Below are 22,294 nucleotides of genomic sequence, written 5' to 3'. Positions count from 1 at the left end.
CTTTGGTAGAATGCCGACATGGTACGCCGTAGCCGGTCCTCCAGCCCCACCCGCGCGGACGTCGTCCTCGGCTTGATCCGGGCCGAGATCCTCAACGGGCGGCTTCCCCCGGGATCCAGGCTCGGGTTCACCGACCTTGGCCGTCGCTACGCGGTAAGTACCGGCGTGCTGCGCGAAGTCTTCCCCCGCCTCGTCGAGCAAGGGCTGGCCACGACCGAGGCGCAGCTCGGGTTCCGGGTCATCGATGTCTCGGTCGAACGCCTGTCACAGCTCACCGAAGCCCGTGTCGCCATCGACACGTTGATCACACGGCAGGCGGTCGCCCGCGGCGACATCGCCTGGGAGGCCGAAGTGGTCGCCAAACACCACGCGCTGGCCCGCATCGGCGATGAAGCCGCATCGAGCGAGGACGTCTCCGAAGAGTGGTTGGCCGCACACGAAGCCTTCCACATCGCCATCCTGAACGGCTGCGGCAACGCGTACCTCGTCGAGACCGCGGCCCGGCTCCGCTCGATCGCCGAGGTGTACCGCTGCTGGTCGTGGCCGGAACAAAACCGCACCCACCGCGACATCGCCGGTGAACACCGCGACATCATGGAGGCGGCCATCGCCCGCGACGCCGACCTGGCCGCGAAGCTCACCGAGACGCATATCCGCCGCACCACCGAGTTGCTGATCTCGGCCCGCACCGCGGCCGACCAGCCGGCCCCGTAGTCAACGGCGCGGGTGCCGGTGTCGCAAGCATTACTAGGCTCGGACGATGTTCGACACGTCTGACTTCGATCTGCGGCCGTATGCGGACTTCGACATGCCGCGGCACGTGCGGCGTACCTATTGCAGTTGGGGTGACGGAGACTGGCGGTCGCTGCTCGTGCAGTGCTTCGACCACGCGCCCGAGGCCGACGAACTGCGGTTGCCCGGGGTGGCCGATCTGCATCTGGTGCTCTGCGTGGCCGGAGACGTCGTCATGCGGACGCGCGCGGACGGGAAACCGGTGCACCGGCGCTGGGTGCCCGGCGAACTGGAGCTCATGGTGCCCGGCCAGGCGAGCCTGCGCCAATACCGGGCGACGACCGCGATGCGGACCATCCAGGTGCACATTCCGGCGGCGACGGTCGCCCGGGTCGCGGCTGGAGTGGGTGGTCCGGAACCGGACTTCGAAGCACTGTCGGCCGCCGTGGGCACAGGTGATCCGATCCTCGAACACCTTGTCCGCGCGTTGCCCGTCGCCGACGGTGCGAACGATCTCTACGCCGAGTCCGCCGCGGCGTTCCTGACGACGCACCTGTTGACCCAGGGCCGGCACCAACGCCTGCCGGGGCCCGAGCACGCGGCCGTCCGCGCGGGTATCGCCGTCATGCGCGACCGGCTGGCCGAACCGTTGAGGCTGGCCGACATCGCCGCCGAGGTCCACCTGAGTGTGTACCACTTCATCCGCGTCTTCCGGGCGGCGACCGGCGAGACGCCGCACCGGTTTCTCACCCGGCTGCGGATCGAACGAGCGCGAAGGCTGCTGTCCGAGGGCACCCTCACGCTCGACCGGATCGCCGCGCAGTGCGGTTTCGGCAGCCCGGGAGCGCTGTCGGCGGCGTTTCTCGATCAGGTCGGCGTGCGGCCGTCGGAGTACCGCAAGATCTGATCGCAGGTGAGCAATCCGGCGCATGGCCCCGGCCGTTCGCGTCGCCTAGTTTCTGGCCGTGTCAAGCATATTGAGCTACGACGTGACCGCGATTTCGGCAGCACCGCCGAATGTCGTGTGGCGCTTACTCGTCGACGCACGCACCTGGCCCCTCTGGTCGCCGGTCGACGCACTGGTGACCGAACGTTCCAGCGGGCTCGATCCCGATGGCCGCGATCCCGTGGGCGCGGTCCGCGCGTTCCGCACCGGGCCGGTGGTGACCGGCGAGCGGTTGACCGGGCTCATCGAGGAGAAACAGTTGACCTACGAGGACGCCTTCAACTGGGCCATCCGCGACTACCGTGCCACCGTCGATCTCCGGCCCACGGGCAACGGTGGCACGGTCATTCACTGGCACGGCACCTATACCGCCCGCTGGGGACTGCGCCCGCTGATGAACCGCGTGATGCGGCAAGTCATGCAGCGCGAGGCCGACGGCCTCGCGCTCTACGCGGGAGAGCAGTCAGGTCTCAGCAGCTAGCCGATCCTCTCGCGACGGGCGACGAGTCTCATTCGGGGGTCGCGGGCACCTCGGCCATGGGCATCGCGGACGACGCCCGCCGGAATTGGCTCGGGGCGACACCGTACTCGCGACGGAATGCGCTGGAGAAGGCGAATTCGGTCGAGTATCCGACCTGGCGTGCGATGGTGGCCAGCGACGCGTCGGTCTCCCGGAGCAGGAGGGCGCCGCGGCCGAGCCGCCAGTTGATCAGGTAACTCATCGGCGGCTGGCCGACGAGCGTGGTGAACCGCCTGGTGAACGCGGTGCGCGGCAGTCCGGCGACGTCGCTGAGCCTGCCGACGGTCCACTGACGATGCGGGTGGTCGTGGATCTGCCGCAGCGCGGCGGCGACGGCGGGGTCGTCGGTGCCGGGCATGGTGCCGTGCTGTTCGTGCCACTGCCGCAGTACCTGGACCAGGATCAGATCCAGCAGGGACCGCAAGGTCGCGGCGCTGCCCGGACGTGCTTGGCCCGCCTCCGCCTTGAGCAGTTCGGCCAACGTCCGCATTCCGGGGTACCGGTCATAGTCCGGCGACACCGCGATGAGGGCCGGCAACGCGCGGAGGTACTGGGGTGCACGACCGTGTTCCAACCAGTAGGCACCGCACAGGAACTCGAAGTCGCACGGCCCCGGCGCGGGCGGGATCGGTCCCATCGCCGAGGGCGGCAGGTCGGCCAGCGCCCGGGGGGTCCGGGCGAGCCCGTGCTGGGCGCCCGCCGAGGCGAGCACGATGTCACCCGGCCGCAACGGGACAGGTCGCTGGTCTTCGGTGATCAACCAGCAGGTGCCCGCCAGCACGATGTGGAACCCACTGCCCGCGAAGGCCGGGAACCTGACTCCCCGCGGGTCGGAATGCCTGATCAGGCGACTGCTCACGCGGCCGACCCGGACCATGCGGATGACCTCGCTCATCAGGTCCATACCAGAGATCTTAGCCAGCGCCGCCGCGCACAAGGGCGTATGCACCGGTGCCGCTCGCGTATGGCCCGCCCTGCCCGGTAAATGGTTGGGTTCACATCGTGATCGATGACGCAACACGGGAAGAGACCTGCGAGGTCCTGCGGGCCAATGCCGAGAAGACCGAGCAGGGCGGCAGGCCGGCCGCGGAGAGCCTGGAAGCGCTGCGAGGCGGCGGCTTCCTCGCGCTACGGACGCCGGAGAAGTACGGCGGTGCGTGGGCGGGCACGGCAAAAGTCGCCCGGTACCTGACCGGTCTCGGCCGAGCCTGTCCGTCCACCGCGTGGGTCGCCGGGACATGCTTGACGGCCAAGAACATCGCCGTCCGGTGCGGCACGGAGCCGGAAGTCCTCTTCTCGGACCCTGACGCGCTGTGCTGTGGATCGGGCAAGCCGGATGGCCGGGGTGAACGAGGCGCGGGCGGGGTGCGGATCAGCGGGCGCTGGGCGAACGTGTCGGGCTGTGAGGACGCCGCGTGGGCGGTCCTCGGCCTGCTCGTGGACGGCGTGTTCTCCTTCGCCGCCGTCCCCATGGCCGATCTCGCCATCGAGCGAACCTGGCACATGGCCGGCATGCGCGGCACGGGCAGCCAGACCGTGGTCGCCGACGACGTCCTCGTGCCGGCCGAGCGGGTCGCGACCGTGTCACCCTTCACGACCGCGGATCTGATGCTGTACTCGATAACGGTGCTGGGCCCGGTCGTGGGCGCGGCACTGGGCGCGCTGGACGCGATCGGCGCGATGTTCGCCTCGGACCGGAAACCGTTCATGACCACCTACCAGCGGATGGGTGAGTCCGCGGGTGCCCGGCAGTGGCTGGCGGAGGCGACCCATCTCGTGGACCGGGCCGAGCGCACCATGCTCGCGATCGCCCACGAGGCCGACACGACCGAGGTTTCCGAAAAGGACAGTCCTCGCCTGCACATGGATCTCGCCGACGCCGCCCGCGACTGCCGGTCCGCCGTGGAACGCATGCTCGACCTGCACGGCGCGAGCGGCTTCGACACGGCCAACGTGCTACAGCGATACTGGCGGGACATCGCCGTCGGGAGTCGGCATCCCCACCTGAATCCCTACCTCGCGGTCGAGGGATACGGTACGGCCCTGACCGGCTGAACGAGCGCTCGGGCGTCCGCCGACAGTGCGCTGCCTAGGAGATCTCGGCGCTTCCCTCGCGGTAGATCTTCGCCGAAGCGATGAGGCCGTCGCGCAGTCGATAGAACCCCGCTATGGGGAAGCTCTGCTCCTGACCCGCCACCGTCAGCGTCTCGGTCATCTGACAGGCGGCCCGGTCGCCGACGGCAAGCAGGTCGTGGATCACCAAGGTCGGCGGCAACCCGGTCATCGCACCCTCGAAGAGCTCGGCCAACTCGTCACGGCCTCGCGCCACGGAGGTGCCGGTGATCCACCGGGAATCGTCGGTGAAACCCGCCATCAACGCATCGAGATCTCGCTCGTTGAAGGCTTCCACGTGCCGACGCACAACCGCTTCGGCATTCATTTCGGTCACCATCGCAGCCTTGCGGACCCGGCCCGGCTCCGCCACCGGATTCAGATCGACGGTGTGAGCCGATCAGACCGTGCTCACGGTGCGCCTCCTGGGAGCGGGCTCGGCACGTAACTGGCGCAGCCCGCCGGGAGGCGCACCCCGGCCAGGCGGAGCTGACCGATCCGGCCGGTGAAGGCGGCTCCGCGCAGGATCTGCGCGGCGAGGTCGGCGACATGCCGGTTCGCGGGGGCGGCGAGATAGGTGCCGGTGACCCACGTGTTGAACGCGCCCATCGCGGGCCCGCACCAGATCTGGTAGTCGCTCGCGCGCTCGGCCGTTCCGGCGATGCTCCAGCCCGACGAAAGCCCGAGGTACCACCGGAAGATCAACGCCATCCGCCGCTTCGGGCTGCCCTCGGCGCGTTCGATCTGAGCGGGGTCGCGCTCGGTGAAGAACCGGACGCACTCGGCCCAGACCTCCTCCAGCGGCCGCTGGAAGATCCGCTGCTCCAACTCCGCGCGCAGTGCCGGTGGCAACGACTCGATCCCGTCGTGGAGGCGGTACGTCTCGTACAGGCGCTTGGCCCGGCCGGCGAACATCGTGCCGCGCTTGAGCACCTGCACCTCGACGCCCATCTCGAACATGTCGGCCGACGGCGCCATTTCCACGTCCGCGACCCCGGCCGCCGCGAGCAGCCTTTTCGCGGCCTCGGACTGGTCGGCCTCGACCGACGCCTGGTTGATCGAGCCGGTGACCACATAGGACGCGCCGAGGGCGAACGCGGCGGCCGCGGCGGCCGGTGTCCCGATTCCGCCTGCCGCACCGATCCGGACGACCTGGTCGTAACCGGCCTCGCGCCGGATCTCCTCGCGCAGCGCCAGGAACTCGGGCACGAGCACGACCAGCGGCCGCCGGTCGGTGTGCCCACCGGAGTCGGCCTCGGCGGTGATGTCGTCGGCCATGGGCACCTGCCGGGCCAGTTCGGCCTGTTCGGGGGTGATCTCGCCCCGCTCCAGCAACAGCCGGACGATCCGGTCCGGCGCCGGGCGCAGGAAATGCTCGGCGACCTCCGCGCGGGAGACCTTCGCGATCACCCTGTTCGCCGGACCGCCCGGGGTGAGCCCGGCGACGCGGTAACGCACCACTTCCGGGGTGAGGTCGAGAAACGCCGACGCCTCGACGCATCGGACCTCGTGCCGCAGGCAGGCGTCCACAATAGCCCGTTCGAGCGCGGGTTCGCTCGGGCTGTGGATGAGATTGCACGCGAAAGGCCTGCCCGGCGCGTCCCGGCGGATTCGCGACAGTGCTTCGTCGATCTTCGCCGGTACCACCCCCGCCGCCCCGAAGGACGCGAGGTACCCGGCACGGGCCAGCGCGGCGACCATGGCCGCCGAAGCGATACCATTGGCCATCGCGCCGGCGTGGTAGGCGTAGGCGACGCCGTGCGCGCGACGAAACTCCGCTTCGCCCAAGGATTCCGGCGGCAGCGGTGGCACCGCCGCCAGCACCCGCGCACCGCGCGCGGCCCGCTCACCGGTCGTCACGGCGACGCCCTGACCGTCCCGCACCACGAACACCGGACAATCCAAAGTGGACAGTTCCCGGTAGATGCTCGCCTCGTCACGCGCGAGACCCGTCTCGATCGTCGTCACCACGGCTGCGCACCCTGCTCCCGGATCTCCACGGCCACATCGGTCAGCTCATAGATCCGCAGACCCGGTTTCCACAGGCTCGCGTCCGCGGTGACGCGCACCCGGCCGGGCCCACGACGGATCTCCTTCAAGTGCACCTCGAGCGTGCAGGCACCATCCGACGGCAGGAACTGACCGCGGTACTTCCAGGTGAACGGGCTTCCCTCCGGCACGATGAAGCCGGGATCGCGCAGGCCATCGGCGAGTCCGGCGTCAAGGAGCCACTCCTGCATCGCGTGGATGACCGACTCGACACCGAGTGAGCCCGGAATCACCGGGTCCAGGTGAAAGTGGCGGGCGAAGAACCAGTCGTCCGGCGCGATGCGGCGAACCGAGTGCAGATAGCCCTCGCCGTAGTGACCGCCACCGTCCACCACGTCCACGTAGTCCAGCAGGGTGAGGTTGCCCCGGGAACACAACCGGGCGGCCGGATCGGCGCGGCGGCGATCGAGGTCGATCCGGCGAGTCGCCGGACGGTGCTCATCCAGCCAGGTGGGCACGGACTTCCCCGCGTCGAGACCGGTCTGGTTGGCCAGCGCCTCGTCGCTGAAGTAGCCGAACAGTGTTTCGCCCCGGTAGAACGGCTCGCCGTCGGTGAACAGGGTGTAGGCGAAGCTCTGGAGCGAAGAGCCGGGCAGGATCGTGGTGGACAGTAGTTCCGACTCCTGCCGGATCGTCTTGTCCCGCAGGTCGACCTCGCGCAGGACGGTCGCCGTGCCACCGAGGTTGCGCAGGCTCATCGTCCGTTCCGGAGTGGACAGTGTGGGTCCGAGGTAGTACCCGACGAGCAACGCGGCCTGCAGCGACGTCTCCATGTAGACGAAGTTGGGCATGGAGTCGTTGGCGGTTTCGGCGTAGTACCAGGAATCCGCGGGTGAGTCGTACTCGGTGGTGTAGGTGGCGTGGTCGAACTTGCCGCGCTCACCGTCGATGCGCACCACCCGGTCGACCAGGAGCAGTCCGCCGGTCGGCAGGCGGGTGGCCTTGCGGCCGGTGTAGTGCGCGAACTCCGGCCCCATCGCGATTCCCTGGTCACCACGCGCCAGATGAGCCATGTGGAACTCGCTCAGCAGCGCTCCCTTGCGCCCCAGGTCCGGGACCTGGCCGCCGCGCTCGGGACCGATGGGCGTTCCCGGCTTCTCTTCGACGGTGACGGCCACGTCGGTGCCGTGCCCGTGCAGGCGAAGCCACGGCCGGGGCACGAGGTCCGCGGCGGTCAAGTGGAAATCGAGCGGACCGGTGGGCAAGGGGGCCAGCGGTTCGTGTGCGAAGACCGCGTCGGGCAGGCACAGGTGCAGGCCGAGGTAAAGGGCGAAGAGCTGCGCTGCTTGCCGGGCGGCCTCCTCGCCGTCCTGGCCCTCCCACGTCACGGCGACGCCGTCGGGACGCAGCGTCGCCGAGGTCAGGACGAGCGGATTCCCCGCACCCAGGCGAATGTCCGGGTTCGCGCCTCCCTGGTCGTAGGCGGGCCCGAAGACGTCCGCGATCGCGCCCTCCGCCAGGCGTTCGAGGTGAGCGCGGTCAAGGTTCGTGACCGGGGTGCGGGCGAGTGGTTTGAAGGCGCCTTCGTCGACCGTACTCGCTCGCAACGGCGCCGGAGGGGGCGTCCGCAACAGCGCGAGTTGCATCCGTTCCTGTGCCCGCAGGGCACTCACATGAGCGTCCATAATGGACTTGCGAAGATCGTGTGCCAGGTCGGCCGCCGCACGCGTGGGTGGTGCCTGAACGGCCGGCACCGCGGTGGGTTCGGAGGGCGCCTCGTCAGGCTCCGCCCAGGCGAGCGCGTCGAACGGCTCGCCGACGAACTCCAGGACAGTCATGCTCGTTCCTCGATTTCCTCGGTTTCGCGCCAGCCGCGCACGGACTCGCGGAACTTCTCCGTCATGTCCGGTGTGGACACCACGGTCACGCCGGTGAATCGCTGCCGGACCAGGCCGTCGCGGTCGCACGCGGTCGCGGTGACGGTCACCTGTGCGGCCGAGCCGTGCACGTCGTCGAGCACGAGGACGAACGCCTCTCCGTCCGGCAGCGGGGCGAAGTACTCCGCTCGGCCGACGCCCAGCGGCAGGCACGCCCCGCCGAGGATCTCCTTACCCAGGACCGGTGGTCCTTGCAGCAGCAGGTCCGCGAGCACCGGGCTGTGCAGCCGCCCGTGGAAGGCACCGCGCGGTTCGTCGTCGATGCGGCATTCGAGCACCAGCCGCCCGTCGGACCGTTCGAGGATCCGGCGCATCCCCTGCAACCGCGGCCCGTGGAACTGGATCGCTTGGCGGTAGATCTCTGCCGCGTCCTGTCCCTCCCCGAATTCGGGAAGCGCTGTCCGCGGCGCCTTGTCCGGTTGCGGGGCGAGCACGAAGGTCGCGGCGTAGTGCGAAACGGGCAGTGCGCCACCAGAATCGGAGCGGATCGCGGCACGCAACCTCACCCGTTCACCGTCCGGTGCGCCCGCCTCCACCTCGGCGCGCAGGCCGGTGGGCAGGCGGTCGTCGAACACGATGCCCTTGTGGACCTGGTAGTCGTGCACCTCGACCACGGTGAGGCCGGGGTGGGCGCGTTCGAGCACGTGGATGAGCCAGCCGAGGCCGAACGTGGCCGGCAGCACGGCGTGCGCGCCGATGCGATGCGCCTGGATCACCGGTTGCTCGGACAGCCCCGCCAGGTCGCGACGCGCGGTGAACGCCGACCCGCCGGAGCGGCTTGCGGAACTCAGCGACACGTCCGCGCCCACGAGCACGCACGTCTCGTCCTGGTGTGCCTCGGTGAACTGCTGGACGAAGGCGCGGGCGCCGACCTCCGGGTCGAGCAACGGCACCCCGCGCGCGGCGAACAGCTCCCGCAACTCGGGGGTCACCATCCCGCCAGCCCAGGCGCCCCAGTCGATCGCGGTGACCTGCGTGCCCGGGTGACGGGTGCGCAGGCTCGCGGCCAGGCGGCACAACGCCTCGTTGGCGGTGGCGTAGTCGGCCTGGCCGGAGTTGCCGAGGAGCCCGGCGACCGAGGTGAAGAACACCAGGTGCCGCAATGGTGCCTTCTCCAGAGCCGCGAGCACGGCCGCCGCCCCGCCGAGTTTCGCGGCGAACACGCGCTCGATCTGCTCGGCGGTCTTGTCGGGCAGCAGCGCGTCGGCGAGAACTCCGGCCCCGTGGACGAATCCCGTGACCCGGTGAGCGACATCGGCCAGCGCGGCACGCACCGCGGTCTCGTCGGTCACGTCGACCGTGAGGTACCGGGCGCGCGTGCCCAGCGCACCGAGCGTGGCCCGGATTTCCCGCTGCGCCAGCAGTTCCCGGTACCGGCGCTCGACCTCACGCGGGACCGGGCGGGGGGTGTTCGCGATGACCGCCGCCTTGAGGTCGCCGTCCTGGACACCCCACGCCCATTCGGGCTCCGCGGCGAGTTCGGTGCGGCCCAGGAGCACGAATTCCGCGGAGGTGTGGTCCGCGAGCGCGCGGACGCACAGGGCGGTGACACCACGGGCGCCGCCGCTCACCACCAGCACGTCTTCGCTGCCGACGGTGACTCGGTCGACTTCCTGGTCCACAATGGACACCCGGCCGGCCGAGGCGTGGCGGCTGGGCGCGATGGTCCAGCGATTGCCCATGGCGTCGACGCCGACTTCCAGCGTGTCGGTCGCGGCGTCGTCCAACTCGTCGAGAACCGCGTCCAGCGGCAGATCCGGATGAAGGTCCACGGCCCGGCAGAAGACACCGGGCGCCTCGGCCGCGAACGTCTTGACCAAACCGCCGACACCACCGAGCAGTGCTTCGGCCGGTTCGCACGAACCGTGCCAGCCGAGGCCGCCGTCGAGCCGGGTCACCGTCACGAAGGCGGGACGCGGACCGCCGAGCCGCCTGATGGCCTGCCCGGCGATCAGGATCGTGCGCGAGAGGGATTCCGTCGCGGCCGCCCAGGCGGAGTCTCCGGGGTCCGCGTCGAGGACGACCAGGCACAGGTCCGCCCGCTCGGGCATCTCGTCGCGATGGACGGTCCAGCCCCTTTCCTCCAGCGCGGCGGCCAGGGTGTGGTCGGCGCCGTAGACCGCCGCGACGGGATCGGCCCGGTGAACCGGGTCGATCCGGTCGAGGGGCGGAAGGCGGATCAGTTCGACGCGATGGTGCGGGGTGGCGTCGAGCCGATCACCTCGCCGGGGCTCGCCGACCCCGGCGTCACGCGCTTTTGGGTCCGCATCACCGGAGCCCTCCAGGTAGGCGACGATCTGGTCGAGGGTCCGCAACTCCCCCAGTTGCTCGGGACCGATGTCCGGCAACCCGGGCACCTGCTCCTGCACCGCGCCGAGCACCTGGACCCGCTTGATCGAATCCACCCCGAGGTCGGCTTCCAGATCCATCGACGGATCCACCATCTCCACCGGATATCCGGTCTTCTCCGCCACCACCGACAACAACACCTCACGCACACCGCTCGCGGGCGCGGCCTCCACCGGTGCGGCGGGCGCAACCGGTGCCGGCGCCGAGACGGCCGGAGCCGGAGCGGACGGCGCCACCGGCAGCGGGGCGGGCTGGGCCGGGACGGGCGCCACGGGCAGAGCCAGTGCGGGACGACTGGTCAGGGCCCGCAGTTCGGCGTCCACATCGGACACCGGCCCGGCACCCAGTTCGACCTCGGCCAGGGCGGCGAGGATCTCGTTGGCCCGGGTGTGGGTCTGCCCGATCGCCACGCTCTGGTCCTTCACCGCCGTGACGGCCTGGGCGAGCGCGGCGTCCACTTCACCACGTCCGAGGACGGAAGCCAACTGCTCGGCGACGCGAAGCTGGCCTTCGAGATACTGCGCATGGACGGTCAAATGTTGTTGCAGCGCGGAAAGCCCGTTCCTGGCTGCCGGGACCGGCACGGTTTGGGGTGTCGTGGCGGGAGCCGGGCTGGGCGTGACCTCTCGGGAAAGGGCGGGCGGTTCGGGGAGAGCCACTCGATATCCTCCGTTCAAAGCTTCCTCGTACGCGACGCGCCGGGCTTCCGGCACGTATTCCGGTGCGGAAAGCCGCACCGTGTGGGGTTTGGCCGACGGGATCTCCTGCGCCGGCGCGTCGAAGCGGTTGACCTGCTCGAGCGGGGCGCCCAGCACCACCAGGCGCAACGCGGCCTGCTTGAGCGCGAGGTCGCCGTCCCCGAGGGGGCCGGCGTCGGTGGGAATGGCGACGACCTCGTTCCCGAGCGTGCGGCGCACCAGCGAGGTGAGCACCTGCTTGGGACCGAACTCGACGAACACCGTGCAGCCCGCGTCCCGCATCGCCTCCAGCGCGGTGGCGAACTCGACCGGCCGCAGCAACTGGTCGACCAGGGTCCGCGCGTTGGCCTCGGGATCCGCGCCGTACTTCGCGCCGGGCGAGTTGGCGTAGACGGGCACGGACGGTTCGCCGATGCGCGCCGCCTCGACGGCCGGGCGGAACGCCTCGACCGCGTGCCCGACGTAGTAGGTGTGGAAGGCCGCGGCGACCGGAAGCCGACGGGCGGTCAGCCCGCGTTCGCCGCAGGCGGCGATCACCTTCTCGACCGCCTCCGTCCCCCCGCCGACGACCACCTGGTCGGGCGCGTTGTGGTTGCACACCACCACGTCGGAGTACTCGGCCAGGATCTCGATCACCTGCTCGCGCGACGCCCCGATCGCGGCCATCGTGCCGGGGTCTTCGGATCCGGGCTCCGCCGGAGCCATGGCCTGGCCGCGCGCCCGCGCCAGCCGGAAGAAGTCCCCATCGGACAGTGCTCCGGACGCCCACAGCGCGGTCAGCTCACCGAAGCTGTGCCCGAGGTAACCCGCGCACTCGAGCCCCAGCTCCCGCAGGTAGCGGAACTGCCCGGCGGACAGCGCACCGATCGCGGGCTGCGCGTAGTCGGTGCCTCGCAGCGTCGCCTCCTGCCGCTGACGCTGGTCCGCCTCGAACACCGGCGGCGGGAAGATCGCCTGGGCAAGGCGCGGCGAAGCCCCTTCGAAGGACGCGTTCGCCTCGTCCAGTGTCGACGCGACGACAGGGTTGTTGAGAGCCGCCTCCAGCCCCATGTCCAGGTACTGACTGCCCTGACCGGCGAACAGCGCGCCCACCTTCAGGTCCGGCACTGCCCCACGCCGGTAGTAGACCCCGCGCGGGTGCGTCCATTCGTCCACATCGGACAGACTGGACAGCTGTTTGACGGCCAGCGCACGCAGTTCGGCGGAATCGTCCACCGCGACGAACCCGATCCGGGCGTGGTCGGCGGGCACCGGTTCACCGTCGGAGGAAGGCGCGTCCGAGGTCAGCAAGTCCAGCAGCGCGGCCGGATCGGGCGCGTGCCACAGGTGCACGCGCGGGGTGCGGTGCAGGATCGGACCGTGATCGTGCTCTTCGAGCACCAGATGGAAGTTGGTGCCGCCGAAACCCATGGCCGACGCCGCCGCGCGCCGTACCGGACGTTGCGGGTCCCGGATCCACGGGCGGGTCTTGACGTTGACGTAGAACGGGCCCTCGGCGAAGTCCACCGCGTGGTTCGGGCGCTCGACGTTGATCGTGGGCGGCAGCACGCGGTGGTAAAGGCCGAGCGCGAGCTTCATCAGGCTCGCCGTGCCCGCCGCGCCCTTGGTGTGCCCGATCTGCGACTTGACGCTGCCCAGTCCGGCGCCGTGCCGCTCCGCCCCGGCTTCGGCCAGCACCTCACCGAGGGCGGTCAGCTCCGTGCGGTCGCCGACGGCGGTGCCGGTGGCGTGCGCCTCGAACAACTCCACCGAGGCAGGCGAACACTCCGCGTCCACGTACGCGCGCTCCAGCGCGACGCGCTGCCCCTTCGCCAAGGGCGCGTAGATGCTCTTCGACCGGCCGTCGCTGGAGGATCCGAGGCCGCGGATCACCGCGTAGATGCGGTTGCCGTCCCGCTGTGCGTCGGCGAGACGCCGCAGCGCGAGCATTCCGATGCCCTCACCGAGCAGCGTGCCGTCGGCATCGTCGTCGAACGGGCTGATCCGGCCGCTCTTGGACAGCGCGCCGACCTTGCTGAAGCACAGGTAGATGAAGATCGTGTTCTCGGTGTCCACGCCGCCGGTGATCATCGTGTCGGCACGGCCGTCGACCAGTTCGGCGATGGCGGTGCGGATCGCCGACAGCGACGCCGCGCACGCCGCGTCGACCGTCGAATTCATTCCGCCGAGCCCGAGCCGGTTGGCGACCCGCCCCGCGACGACGTTGGCGAGCAGGCCCGGGAACGAGTTCTCCTCCCACGGCGCGAACGCCTTGACGTACTTCGCCGAAATCTCCTCGGCGTCCTCTTCGGACAGTCCGCAGCTGCGCACGACGTCGCGCAGCACCGGGGTGGACAGGCGCGCGGCCAGCGGATGCATCAGCGGAACCGGTCCGGTGGTGCCCAGCACGACACCGGTGCGCAACGGGTCGTACCAGTCGCCGTCGGCGCCCGCGTCCCGCAGCACGTCCCGCGCCACGCCGAGACTGAGCGTCTGCATGGTGCTGGTGACTTCGAGTTGGTTGGGCGGCAACCCGAACTCCAGCGGATCGAAGTCCACGTCCGGGATGAACGCGCCGCGCCGCGAGTAGGTCTTGTCAGGCGCGTCCGGATCCGCGTCGTAGTAGTCGTCGAGGCTCCAGCGGGACGCGGGCACCTCCTCGGTGCAGTCCCGGCCGTCCACGATGTTCTGCCAGTACTCCCGGTGGTTGCGCGCCATCGGGAACAGGCCCGACATCCCCACGATCGCGATCGGGTTGCGCGCCAGCCGCCGGTCCGAGAGGTCGCTCACAGTATTCCTTTCTTATGCGGCGATGGCCAAAGTGGACAGTTCACCGGCGATGGCTTCGGCGAAGCGGCGGTGCCCCAGCGGGCTGGGATGCAGGCCGTCGGCCGACCACATGGCCCGGTTCCGCCATTCCGGATCACCGGCGAGATCGAGACAGAGGGTTCCGGTGGCCGCGGTGACCTCGGCCAGCACGCCGTTGGCTTCGGCGAACCGGTTCCGCAACAGCTTCCGGAAGCCCTCCGGCACCGGCAGATTGCCCGGGATGTCCGGGTAGTTCGCGGTGCACACCGTGGTGTCCATTCCCCGCAGCGAACCGAAGAGGGTGCTCAGGTTCCGGCGGAACCGCTGCGGGTCGTAGGCGGTGACCAGATCGTTGACGCCGACGATGACGCCGATCAGCGGCGGCTTTCCGGCCAGCGCCTTCGGCAACTGCGTCTCGACGACATCCTGGGTGGTGGCCTGGTAGGTACCGAGGTTGCGCACCGCGCCGTGCGGCAGCCCGAGCAGTTCCGCCAGCCGCGGCACCCAACCGTGGTAACCGCCGGGCACCGGATCACCCCGGCCCTCGACGAAACTGTCCCCCAGCACGGTCAGCCTGATCTTCGTCATCTCGTCATCCCTCGGTGCTTTTCTGGGAACGCGCCCATCCGATCGCGTGGCCAGGGCTCTCCTCAGCACCAACCTCACGCTCCGCGCGTCCGGAGCCCTGCCCCCACGATCGGATACCTTCGGATGGCGCGTTCATGACTCACCTCGAACAGGCCCGTCCTGTTTCGCTGATGGACTGTCGGTGAGAAGGCGCTGCTCGGCCGGGGTGCCCACTTCTTCGTAGAGCTGTTCGAGGTTGCGCGGCGCGAAGAATTCCTCGCCGGGGTAACCACCGGCGATGAGCCCGAAGAACTTCTTGATGTAGGAGGGACTTTGGCTCGTCGCGCCGAAGATGGCCTCGTAGTACGGGGTCAGGCGCAGCGTCGAGAGGCTGCAGGTGAGCTTGAACGTGCCGGCGCTTTCCGCGTCACGGATCTTCTCGTAGTCGGCCAGCGCCTCCTCCATCGGCACTTCACCGGCGAGCGCGCTGTGCAGCTTGCCTGCCAGCACCTCGCCGTACTTGAAGGCGTCCGTGATGCCCCAGCCGGTGAACGGGTCCTTGTGGTAACCGGCGTCGCCGACCAGAGCCCAGCCCGGGCCGTGCGAGCGACGGTAGTAGTTGTCGGGATAACGCATCGGGCGGAACGGCTCGACACGCTCACCGGCGTCTCGCAGTTGCTCGCCCATTTCCGGGTCGACCTCGTCGTAGATGTCCTGGAAGTGACGCTCCGGGTCGGCGCGGAACTCCGAGAACCGCTCCCGGGGCCGGATGATCGCCAGCAGGTTCAGCCCGTCGTTGGTGGGCCAAGTGCCGATTTGCTGCTCGGCGAAACTGGTGCGGTGGTGCATGCCCCAGTCCAAGCCGCTGTAGTAGGAGTAGTAGATGAACCCGGCGGCCGGTTCGTGGCGGTAGGTCTCGGCGCCGACCGCCTTCGCCACGACCGAGTTCGCGCCGTCGGCGCCGACCACGACCGTGGCGCGGAACTCCAGTTCCCGCCCGTCGGCCTCGCGGCCGCGCACCCCGATGACCCGGCCGTCGTCGAAGACCAGTTCGGTCACGGTGAACCGCTCGATCACCTCGGCGCCGGCCTCGCGCGCGGCGTCGACCAGGATCTTGTCGAGCACGGTGCGGCGGGGGCAGTAGACCACGTCGACGCCGTCGATCGGGTCGGCGAAGCCACGGATGTCGATGCCGGTGTAGGTGAAGTTGAGCTCCCGGATCGGGGTCACCCCGGTCGCGGCGACCCGGTCGAGCAGTCCCCAGTCCTGAAGACGGGACAGCCCGGCCTGGTGCAGGTAGTGCGTGGAAACGGTGTCGCTCGGGAAACTCGCCCGGTCCAGGACGAGCACACGATGCCCCTGCCTGGCCAGCAGCATCGCCACCGGCGAACCGGCACAGCGCGCGCCGACCACGATTACGTCATACATGTGCGCCTCTCCCGTCACACGGCGGTTGTGGAACAATTCTCCGCAATCGCTGGAATTGCGGTCAACGCGCTGCGCCGGATCCCCATGGCCCGATTGGCCCGCGCAATAGCCCGAACGTCGGGCGAAACCGGGTGGAAACAATTACCGCGATTTATTTGGCCGATTGTTCACTTCGAATCCACTCGGTAGAGTGCGGCGATATCGGCGGCATAGGCCTGGGCGATGACGGCACGGCGGAGCTTCATCGACGGGGTGAGATGCCCGGCGTCCACGGTGAAGTCACCGGCCACGATGACGAACTTACGGATGGATTCGGCGCGGGAGACCAGTTCGTTGGCTTCGTCCACCGCACGCTGAACATCGGCGACCACCGTGCGATCGGTCGCGTCGGCCGAGGAGTCCACTGTGACCAGTGCGGTGACGTACGGCCTGCCGTCACCGACGACCATGCAGTTGCTCACCAGCGGATGCGCCCGGACGCGGTCCTCCAGCGGTGCCGGGGCGACGTTCTTGCCCCCGCTGGTGACCAGGATCTCCTTACGCCGCCCGGTGATGACGAGGTAGCCGTCGTCGTCGACGCGCCCGAGGTCGCCGGTGTGCAGCCAGCCCGGCTCGGTGTCCACCGGTGCCGGCCAGTATCCCGGCGAGACGTTCGGACCCGACACCAGCACCTCGCCGTCGTCCGCGATACCGACGGTGGTTCCGGGAATCGGCCGTCCGACGGTGCCGGCGCGGTTGGACGCCGGGGCGTTCACCGTGACCGCGGTCGCGGCTTCGGTCAGCCCGTAGCAGTTCAGGATTTCGACACCCAGGTCGCGGTAATGGGCCACGGTCGTGTCGTCGAGGGATGCTCCCCCGCTGATGACATACCGCAGCGGGCCGAGATCACGCAGGCCGAGCTTCCGGATCTTCTCCAGCGCGTAGGGCACGAGCGCGAGGAAGGTCGGCCGCACCGTGGGCAGTTCGCCCAACAGTTCGGGCACGCCGGGCAGCAGAGCCGTGCGGGTTCCGGCGATCACGCAGGAAAGCAGGATGGTGCGGCCGAACACGTGGGAAAGCGGCAGCACCAGCGCGGTGGTGGCGGGCTCTGCGCTCCCTTCCGTCGCTTGACGGAACAGCCAGTCCGTCCGCAGCACAGTGTTCGCCGAGGAGGCGTACATGTTGCCGTGGGTCAGCAGACAACCCTTGGGCGGCCCCGTCGTACCGCTCGTGTAGACGATCGTCGCGAGGTCACCGGCACGGACTTTTTCTTGGTGGGCTTCGAACTCGGTGCCGGGCTCGTCGCGCCACGAGTCGAGTTCCGCGAACAACCACACGGTTTCCGCGCCCAGCCGGCTCGCGTCTTCCGCGGTCTCGGCGAAGAACCAGCTCGCCCCGGAATCACCGAGCACATGCCGGATCTGGTGCGGTGATGACGTCGGGTACACCGGGACGGTGACCGCGCCGATCGCCAGGATCGCGAAGTCCGCCAGCGCCCATTCGTACCCGGTGCGGCCCAGGATCGCGACCCGGTCCCCGCGCCGGACACCTCGCCGGAGCAGTTCTCCGGCCACCGATTCGACGTGCCGGACGAATTCGCGGTAGCCGATCTCATGCCAGCCGGATTCGCTCCGGCGGCGAAACAATGGACGGTCCGGATCTTCCCGGCGACCGGTCCTGAGCACCGAATGCAGTCCCCGATCGGCGGTGAGCTCCCGCCCGGGTCCGGAAAAAGAGGTCTTCACACGAAATCATTCTTCGGCCACCCCGCACGAGCGGCAACGCGCATTTCGCGAACGCCCGGTTGGATTCGCCTATCGCCCGGCTCGAGGTGGCTCAGGCACGCACGGCCTGCGGAGTGGAGAACGGGCCGCCCGCCTCCAGGCAGTCCAGGAACGCTTCCTGCAACCGGCTGTTTCCCGAGTCTCGCCACACCGCGTACAGGTCGACGGTCGGCACCGGATCGTAGAGCTGCACCGGCACCGGACGCACCCCGCCCGCCGCCGCGCCCGCGAACATGCCCCGCGACGCCGACGCGAAGCCCACCAGCGGTTTGACCGACACCAGGATCGCGGTCGCGCCCGGATCATCGATCACGTGGGCCACGTTGAGCCGGATGCCGGTCCGGTCGGCCGCCGAGGAGATCGCGTCGTACATCGCCGGGCTCTGCGCGCGCTCGAACAGGATGCACGGCTGACGGCCCAGCTCCGCGAAGGGCACACCCGGCCGCCCCGCCCACTTGTGGTGCGGCCCCACGACGGCGACCATCGTCAGCCTCAACAGCTTGCGGTACTGGAAGTCGGAGCTGACCGGGCGGCCGTAGACCAGGGCGACATCGAGGCCGCCGTCGGCCAGCGCGACCAGTTGCGGGCCCGTGCGTTTCTCTTCCAGCCGGACCGTCACATCGGGATACTCGGCGTGCATCTTGGCCAGCGTCGCGGGCAGAATGTGCTGGCCCGCGGGGAAGTTGTAGCCGACGCGCACGGTCCCGGTGCGGCCGGCCGCCGCTTCGCGCGCTGTGTGCGCGGCCTTTTCCATCTGTGCCACGATGGCCCGCGCCTCGACCTCGAACGCCCGTCCGGCCGAGGTCAACCGCACCTCGTGGGAGGTGCGCGCGACCAGTTCGACCCCGAGGGTGCGCTCCAGCCGTTGTAGTTGCTGGCTCAGCGAAGGCTGGGTCAGGTGCAGCCGAGCGGCCGCACGGCCGAAGTGCAACTCCTCCGCGATCGCGAGGAACGACACCAGATGTCTGAACTCCATCTCCGACCTCCAGCCGACTGCCCTGGACCAGCGTCGCGTACGCCGGAGAATTTTCGGTGAACCGCTGTTGCAGCCACCGGGAACAGCTGAATTAGCTGATGCTGCGGCACGAATCGACGAAGGTCACCAGTTCGCCCAACCGGTCACTCGGCGTGTCGACGGCGCGGTTGAGCACCTTGATCAGGTGCTCGTACGCGTCGGTGTGGTCGTAGCGCGCGGTGTCCGCGATCTTGAGCGCCCAGCGCCAGTAGCCACGCAAGGTGTCCGCGAGTGGCATCCGGAACCCGGCGATCACCTCACGGATCGGATCGAGGACCTGGTCGCCGTGATGCCGCAGATAGGACGAGACCACGTCGGCCATGAAGGTGAAGTGACGGGCCTCGTCACGGGACAACCTCGTCAGCAGTTCGCCCAGGACGGGATCGCCGGAGACCGCGCGCAGTTGCTGGTAGTAGATCTGAGTCGCCTTCTCCTGCACCAGGGCGTAGGCGAAGAACTGGACCGGGTGGCCGAAGGGCAGTTCGAACCGCGCCTGCCCCGGCTCGACCAGCGCCTGCCGCACCGACCGTTCGTCACGGAGGCCGGACGCGGCCTGGTAACGGGCCAGGGCCCGGGCGTGCGTGTCCTCCTCGGCCGCCCACCGCACGGTGAAGTGGTACAGCACACGGTTGTGCTGGTACTCGTCCGCGTCGACCGAATCGTCGACCGGGAAATGCTCGGTGTAGAGGGCGAAGTAGCCGGGCAAGTGATCTTCGATGACCGTGACGAACTCGACCGCGGAGCGCTGCCCGTCGGTGAGCCGTCCGGCATCGGCACCAGCCCAGTCGACCGCGGTTTCGACCTGCCACGAGCGCGCCTGCGCGGCTCCGGCGAAGTACCGGTCCACCGCGGTGGCCATCGCCTCCGGCGACAACAGTGTCACCTTGATCACCGTCCTTTCCGCGACCTTGCGCGCCCCCGCGATCGTGTCGACAGGGCGCGTCTCCCAGTGCATCTCACGCAGGATTGGTGGGCGCCCTGCCGCCCCGATAGCGGACCCAGACGGCGCGCTCCGTGGTCACCTTGATTGCCGCGGCTTGACACGGTCATTGGGTCACCGAGCCTTCGCGCAGACGAGGGCGTAGTGCTTGGTCGTGTAGCCCCAGCCCGCGTTGGCTATTTCCAGATACCGCAGCAGTTGCTCGGTGAGCCCGTCGGCGTGCGCGTCCAGCCTGCCGGCCGCGCCGCGGAGGTTGTCCATCCAGCATTCGATGGTGCGGCGGTAGTCGTCGGTGAGATCATGCACCGCACGGACGGAGAACCCCGCCGACTCGGCGCCGGCGACCAGCTCCGACAACGGGCGGAGGTTCCCCGAACCGAAGATGCCGTGCCGCACGAACTCCGTGCCGGGCCGCTCGTCACAGGCCTGCCGCACCGCTTCGCTGCGGAAACAGCTTTCCGACAGGTAAAGCAGGCCGCCACGGCGCAGCGCGACCCGGGTCTTGCCGAAGACCTCGTCGAGGCGTGGCATGTGCACCACCGAGCCGAGCATGGTCACGGCGTCGAACGCGCCCGGCTCGGGCCGGTATCCCTCGAACGACGCGACTTCGGTGGTGATCAGGTGATCGAGGCTCAGCTCGCCGCGCCGTCGCGCGATGAACTCGTGCTGGCGCTGGGCCGGACTGATGCCGTGCGTGTGGCAGCCGTACTCCTGCGCCAGGTAGATCAGCAGGGCACCCCAGCCGCAGCCGACATCGAGCACCCGCTCGCCGCCCAGCAGGCGCAGTTGCCCGGCGACGAACGAGAGCTTGCGCCGCTGAGCCTGCTCCAGACTCGTGGTGTCGGCATCGAACAACCCGGACGAATACTTCCGTAGCGGATCGAGGAATCCCGCGAAGATCTCCGGATCGAGGTCGTAATGCTGGTTCGTCGCCGCTGTCATGAGTGCTCCCGCGCCACGGCCCGGTCCACGACCGTGACGACCTCGTCGATCGTCTTCAACGCGAAGATCTCGTCGTCGGGCAGCTCGATGTCGTAGATCTGCTCGATCTTGGCGACGATCCGCAGCACCTTGATCGAGTCGGCGCCCTCCACGGCACGCAGGTCGGCGCCAGGGCTCAGCTCCCCCGTCTGACGGCCCAGCTCGGCGGCGACGATCGCGGTCACGGTCGTGGCGACGTCGGTCGTGTGCATGGTCACAACTGGCTCCCTTGTGGTTTGTAGGTCGCTTTCGCGGCGCCGACGACGGCACCGTGCGCGTCGAGGATCTCCGCATCGGCAGGCACCAATGGGCCTCCCGTGACGGCACGGGCGACGCACCGGTAGGGATGTCCCACCGTGACCACCCTGATGTAACGCAGGCGCATCGAGACGGTCAGCGCGGGCACGCCCAGCCGCATGACCACGAGGTTGCCCATGGTCTCGTCGCAGATGAGCGCGAGAATCCCGCCGTGGACCACCCCGGGGTAGGACTCGTAGTTCTTGTCCAGCGTGAAGTCTGTGGAAAGCGTTTTCTCGTCTTCGGCGAACTCCAGGGCGAGGCCGGCCGGATTGACCGGTGAACAGCCGAAGCAGTGGTGATCGGCACGGCCGGACCACGGCAGGACGGCCGTCATCACAGCGCCATCGCGATCGCGCGCCGGACGGCCCGGTTGGAGGAAAGGTCGTAGCCGGTCAGTGAACCGAAGGTGCGCCGGATCTTGCCCTGCAACTCGGCGAGTTCCCCGCTGTCGGCGACGCGGTCGAGGAACAGTTCGAAGCCGGTGTCGATCGTCTCGGTCTCGGCGAGTTCGTCCAGACCGGCCTTGAACACGCCCACCGGATGCTTGATCTTGTCGTCCGCGGTGTAGAAGTACAGCGTCTCCAGCACGGACGGGATCTCGCCGGGGTAGGCCTCCAGCCGCTTGGCGGCGAAATGCCGGAACTCACGAGCGTGTCCGGCCTCGTCGCGGCTCGCCCGCAACAGGAGGTCTTTGAGCACCGGCTCGTCCACCCACGCCGACACGGCACGGTAGACGTGGTTGACGGTCAGCTCCGAGATGATGTTGGTGGCGAGCGTGGCCGAAGGCGTGGTGCCCGGGTCGTAGGGCGCGCGCATCGCCTCGACCGCCCGGTGGTCCACCGTCTCTCCCACCGCCTGCAACCAGGAGGTGAACGAGTAGTGGTGCTGGACCTCCTGATAGCCCCAGATGACCGCGAATGCGGAGAAGTCGTAGTCGTCGGCGAACTCGTTGAGGAACCCGTGCACGGCGGCGATCACGTTGGACTCGCCCATCACCGCGCTCTTGACCAGGGTGACGTACTCGGGCTTCACCAGGCTGACGTCCACTTCGGACAGCGGAAGGGTGTGCAGCCGCCAATGGTTGCGGTCGTAGTGCCGGAAGACGTCCAGGCTGTGCATCCCGTCCATACCCGTTGTCATAAGCTCCTCCTTTTTCGCGGCTTTGCGCGCCCCCGCGATCGTGTCGACAGGGCGCGTCTTTCCAGCGCACGTCGCGCGATGCGGATCGGC

General features: G+C 69.2%; 18 protein-coding genes. 4 read left to right on the top strand and 14 right to left on the bottom strand.

Going from position 1 to position 22,294, the window contains the following annotated elements:
• The first annotated feature begins 18 nt into the window (after positions 1–18).
• From ACFSXZ_RS25610 to ACFSXZ_RS25600, 3 genes are read left to right on the top strand one after another with little or no spacing between them, the layout of a single operon-like run.
• Complete coding sequence (locus tag ACFSXZ_RS25610) at positions 19–714, top strand: GntR family transcriptional regulator (protein WP_378267740.1); 696 nt, start codon at positions 19–21, stop codon at positions 712–714.
• A gap of 46 nt (positions 715–760) precedes the next feature.
• The gene (locus tag ACFSXZ_RS25605; protein ID WP_378267739.1) at positions 761–1,639 is read left to right on the top strand and encodes an AraC family transcriptional regulator; all 879 of its coding nucleotides are present in this window, start codon (positions 761–763) and stop codon (positions 1,637–1,639) included.
• A gap of 58 nt (positions 1,640–1,697) precedes the next feature.
• Positions 1,698–2,159, top strand: coding sequence for an SRPBCC family protein (locus ACFSXZ_RS25600; RefSeq protein ID WP_378267738.1), 462 nt, complete (start codon positions 1,698–1,700; stop codon positions 2,157–2,159).
• Between the two features lie 28 nt (positions 2,160–2,187).
• Here ACFSXZ_RS25600 and ACFSXZ_RS25595 read toward each other — a convergent pair whose 3' ends face one another.
• Positions 2,188–3,102 carry an AraC family transcriptional regulator gene (locus ACFSXZ_RS25595; RefSeq protein WP_378267737.1) on the bottom strand — a complete coding sequence of 305 codons (915 nt, stop codon included), beginning with the start codon at positions 3,100–3,102 and terminating at the stop codon, positions 2,188–2,190.
• 98 nt (positions 3,103–3,200) lie between these two features.
• Here ACFSXZ_RS25595 and ACFSXZ_RS25590 point away from each other — a divergent pair, with 98 nt between their 5' ends.
• Positions 3,201–4,253 carry an acyl-CoA dehydrogenase family protein gene (locus ACFSXZ_RS25590; RefSeq protein WP_378267736.1) on the top strand — a complete coding sequence of 351 codons (1,053 nt, stop codon included), beginning with the start codon at positions 3,201–3,203 and terminating at the stop codon, positions 4,251–4,253.
• 34 nt (positions 4,254–4,287) lie between these two features.
• On the opposite strand, the gene ACFSXZ_RS25585 is transcribed toward ACFSXZ_RS25590, so the two are convergent.
• The 13 genes from ACFSXZ_RS25585 to ACFSXZ_RS25525 all read right to left on the bottom strand — a co-directional run bounded on the left by ACFSXZ_RS25585 (position 4,288) and on the right by ACFSXZ_RS25525 (position 22,204).
• Positions 4,288–4,638: a nuclear transport factor 2 family protein gene (locus ACFSXZ_RS25585; RefSeq protein ID WP_378267735.1), complete on the bottom strand. Its 351-nt coding sequence runs from the start codon at positions 4,636–4,638 to the stop codon at positions 4,288–4,290.
• Between the two features lie 83 nt (positions 4,639–4,721).
• Positions 4,722–6,281: a PfaD family polyunsaturated fatty acid/polyketide biosynthesis protein gene (locus tag ACFSXZ_RS25580; RefSeq protein WP_378267734.1), complete on the bottom strand. Its 1,560-nt coding sequence runs from the start codon at positions 6,279–6,281 to the stop codon at positions 4,722–4,724.
• Complete coding sequence (locus ACFSXZ_RS25575; RefSeq protein ID WP_378267733.1) at positions 6,275–8,137, bottom strand: beta-ketoacyl synthase; 1,863 nt, start codon at positions 8,135–8,137, stop codon at positions 6,275–6,277. The genes ACFSXZ_RS25580 and ACFSXZ_RS25575 overlap by 7 nt, the downstream gene beginning before the upstream one ends.
• A complete protein-coding gene (locus ACFSXZ_RS25570; RefSeq protein ID WP_378267732.1) occupies positions 8,134–14,052 on the bottom strand; it encodes an SDR family NAD(P)-dependent oxidoreductase in 5,919 nt (1,972 codons plus the stop codon). The genes ACFSXZ_RS25575 and ACFSXZ_RS25570 overlap by 4 nt, the downstream gene beginning before the upstream one ends.
• A 12-nt stretch (positions 14,053–14,064) precedes the next feature.
• Positions 14,065–14,658: an SGNH/GDSL hydrolase family protein gene (locus ACFSXZ_RS25565; protein ID WP_378267731.1), complete on the bottom strand. Its 594-nt coding sequence runs from the start codon at positions 14,656–14,658 to the stop codon at positions 14,065–14,067.
• A 132-nt stretch (positions 14,659–14,790) separates the two neighbouring features.
• Positions 14,791–16,065 (bottom strand): NAD(P)/FAD-dependent oxidoreductase, encoded by a 1,275-nt coding sequence (locus tag ACFSXZ_RS25560; RefSeq protein WP_378267730.1) that lies wholly within the window; start codon positions 16,063–16,065, stop codon positions 14,791–14,793.
• Positions 16,066–16,232: 167 nt separating this feature from the next.
• Positions 16,233–17,789 carry an AMP-dependent synthetase/ligase gene (locus tag ACFSXZ_RS25555; RefSeq protein WP_378267729.1) on the bottom strand — a complete coding sequence of 519 codons (1,557 nt, stop codon included), beginning with the start codon at positions 17,787–17,789 and terminating at the stop codon, positions 16,233–16,235.
• A 91-nt stretch (positions 17,790–17,880) separates the two neighbouring features.
• Positions 17,881–18,804 (bottom strand): LysR family transcriptional regulator, encoded by a 924-nt coding sequence (locus ACFSXZ_RS25550; RefSeq protein WP_378267728.1) that lies wholly within the window; start codon positions 18,802–18,804, stop codon positions 17,881–17,883.
• Positions 18,805–18,895: 91 nt separating this feature from the next.
• Positions 18,896–19,798, bottom strand: a complete 903-nt coding sequence (locus tag ACFSXZ_RS25545; RefSeq protein ID WP_378267727.1) for an acyl-ACP desaturase — start codon at positions 19,796–19,798, stop codon at positions 18,896–18,898.
• 99 nt (positions 19,799–19,897) lie between these two features.
• On the bottom strand, positions 19,898–20,725 hold the full coding sequence (locus ACFSXZ_RS25540) for an SAM-dependent methyltransferase (protein ID WP_378267726.1): 828 nt from the start codon (positions 20,723–20,725) through the stop codon (positions 19,898–19,900).
• Positions 20,722–20,976: an acyl carrier protein gene (locus ACFSXZ_RS25535; protein ID WP_378267775.1), complete on the bottom strand. Its 255-nt coding sequence runs from the start codon at positions 20,974–20,976 to the stop codon at positions 20,722–20,724. Before ACFSXZ_RS25535 ends, ACFSXZ_RS25540 begins: the two co-directional genes overlap by 4 nt.
• A 2-nt stretch (positions 20,977–20,978) precedes the next feature.
• Positions 20,979–21,398 carry a PaaI family thioesterase gene (locus tag ACFSXZ_RS25530; protein ID WP_378267725.1) on the bottom strand — a complete coding sequence of 140 codons (420 nt, stop codon included), beginning with the start codon at positions 21,396–21,398 and terminating at the stop codon, positions 20,979–20,981.
• A complete protein-coding gene (locus tag ACFSXZ_RS25525) occupies positions 21,398–22,204 on the bottom strand; it encodes a ferritin-like domain-containing protein (protein WP_378267724.1) in 807 nt (268 codons plus the stop codon). The genes ACFSXZ_RS25530 and ACFSXZ_RS25525 overlap by 1 nt, the downstream gene beginning before the upstream one ends.
• Between the last annotated feature and the right edge of the window lie 90 nt (positions 22,205–22,294).

It is taken from the genome of Amycolatopsis pigmentata (assembly GCF_042684065.1).
Classification (GTDB): Bacteria; Actinomycetota; Actinomycetes; order Mycobacteriales; family Pseudonocardiaceae; genus Amycolatopsis_E; species Amycolatopsis_E pigmentata.
Note: the sequence above shows the minus strand (reverse complement) of the source record. Positions and strands in the feature narration are given on the sequence as shown.

Excerpts from the sequence above, each read along its gene's own strand:
- ACFSXZ_RS25610 (WP_378267740.1), top strand. The coding sequence starts at position 19 with ATGGTACGCCGTAGCCGGTCCTCCAGCCCCACCCGCGCGGACGTCGTC.
- ACFSXZ_RS25605 (WP_378267739.1), top strand. The coding sequence starts at position 761 with ATGTTCGACACGTCTGACTTCGATCTGCGGCCGTATGCGGACTTCGAC.
- ACFSXZ_RS25595 (WP_378267737.1), bottom strand. The coding sequence starts at position 3,102 with ATGGACCTGATGAGCGAGGTCATCCGCATGGTCCGGGTCGGCCGCGTG.
- ACFSXZ_RS25585 (WP_378267735.1), bottom strand. The coding sequence starts at position 4,638 with ATGAATGCCGAAGCGGTTGTGCGTCGGCACGTGGAAGCCTTCAACGAG.
- ACFSXZ_RS25575 (WP_378267733.1), bottom strand. The coding sequence starts at position 8,137 with ATGACTGTCCTGGAGTTCGTCGGCGAGCCGTTCGACGCGCTCGCCTGG.
- ACFSXZ_RS25565 (WP_378267731.1), bottom strand. The coding sequence starts at position 14,658 with ATGACGAAGATCAGGCTGACCGTGCTGGGGGACAGTTTCGTCGAGGGC.
- ACFSXZ_RS25560 (WP_378267730.1), bottom strand. The coding sequence starts at position 16,065 with ATGTATGACGTAATCGTGGTCGGCGCGCGCTGTGCCGGTTCGCCGGTG.
- ACFSXZ_RS25550 (WP_378267728.1), bottom strand. The coding sequence starts at position 18,804 with ATGGAGTTCAGACATCTGGTGTCGTTCCTCGCGATCGCGGAGGAGTTG.
- ACFSXZ_RS25545 (WP_378267727.1), bottom strand. The coding sequence starts at position 19,798 with ATGCACTGGGAGACGCGCCCTGTCGACACGATCGCGGGGGCGCGCAAG.
- ACFSXZ_RS25540 (WP_378267726.1), bottom strand. The coding sequence starts at position 20,725 with ATGACAGCGGCGACGAACCAGCATTACGACCTCGATCCGGAGATCTTC.
- ACFSXZ_RS25535 (WP_378267775.1), bottom strand. The coding sequence starts at position 20,976 with ATGCACACGACCGACGTCGCCACGACCGTGACCGCGATCGTCGCCGCC.
- ACFSXZ_RS25530 (WP_378267725.1), bottom strand. The coding sequence starts at position 21,398 with ATGACGGCCGTCCTGCCGTGGTCCGGCCGTGCCGATCACCACTGCTTC.
- ACFSXZ_RS25525 (WP_378267724.1), bottom strand. The coding sequence starts at position 22,204 with ATGACAACGGGTATGGACGGGATGCACAGCCTGGACGTCTTCCGGCAC.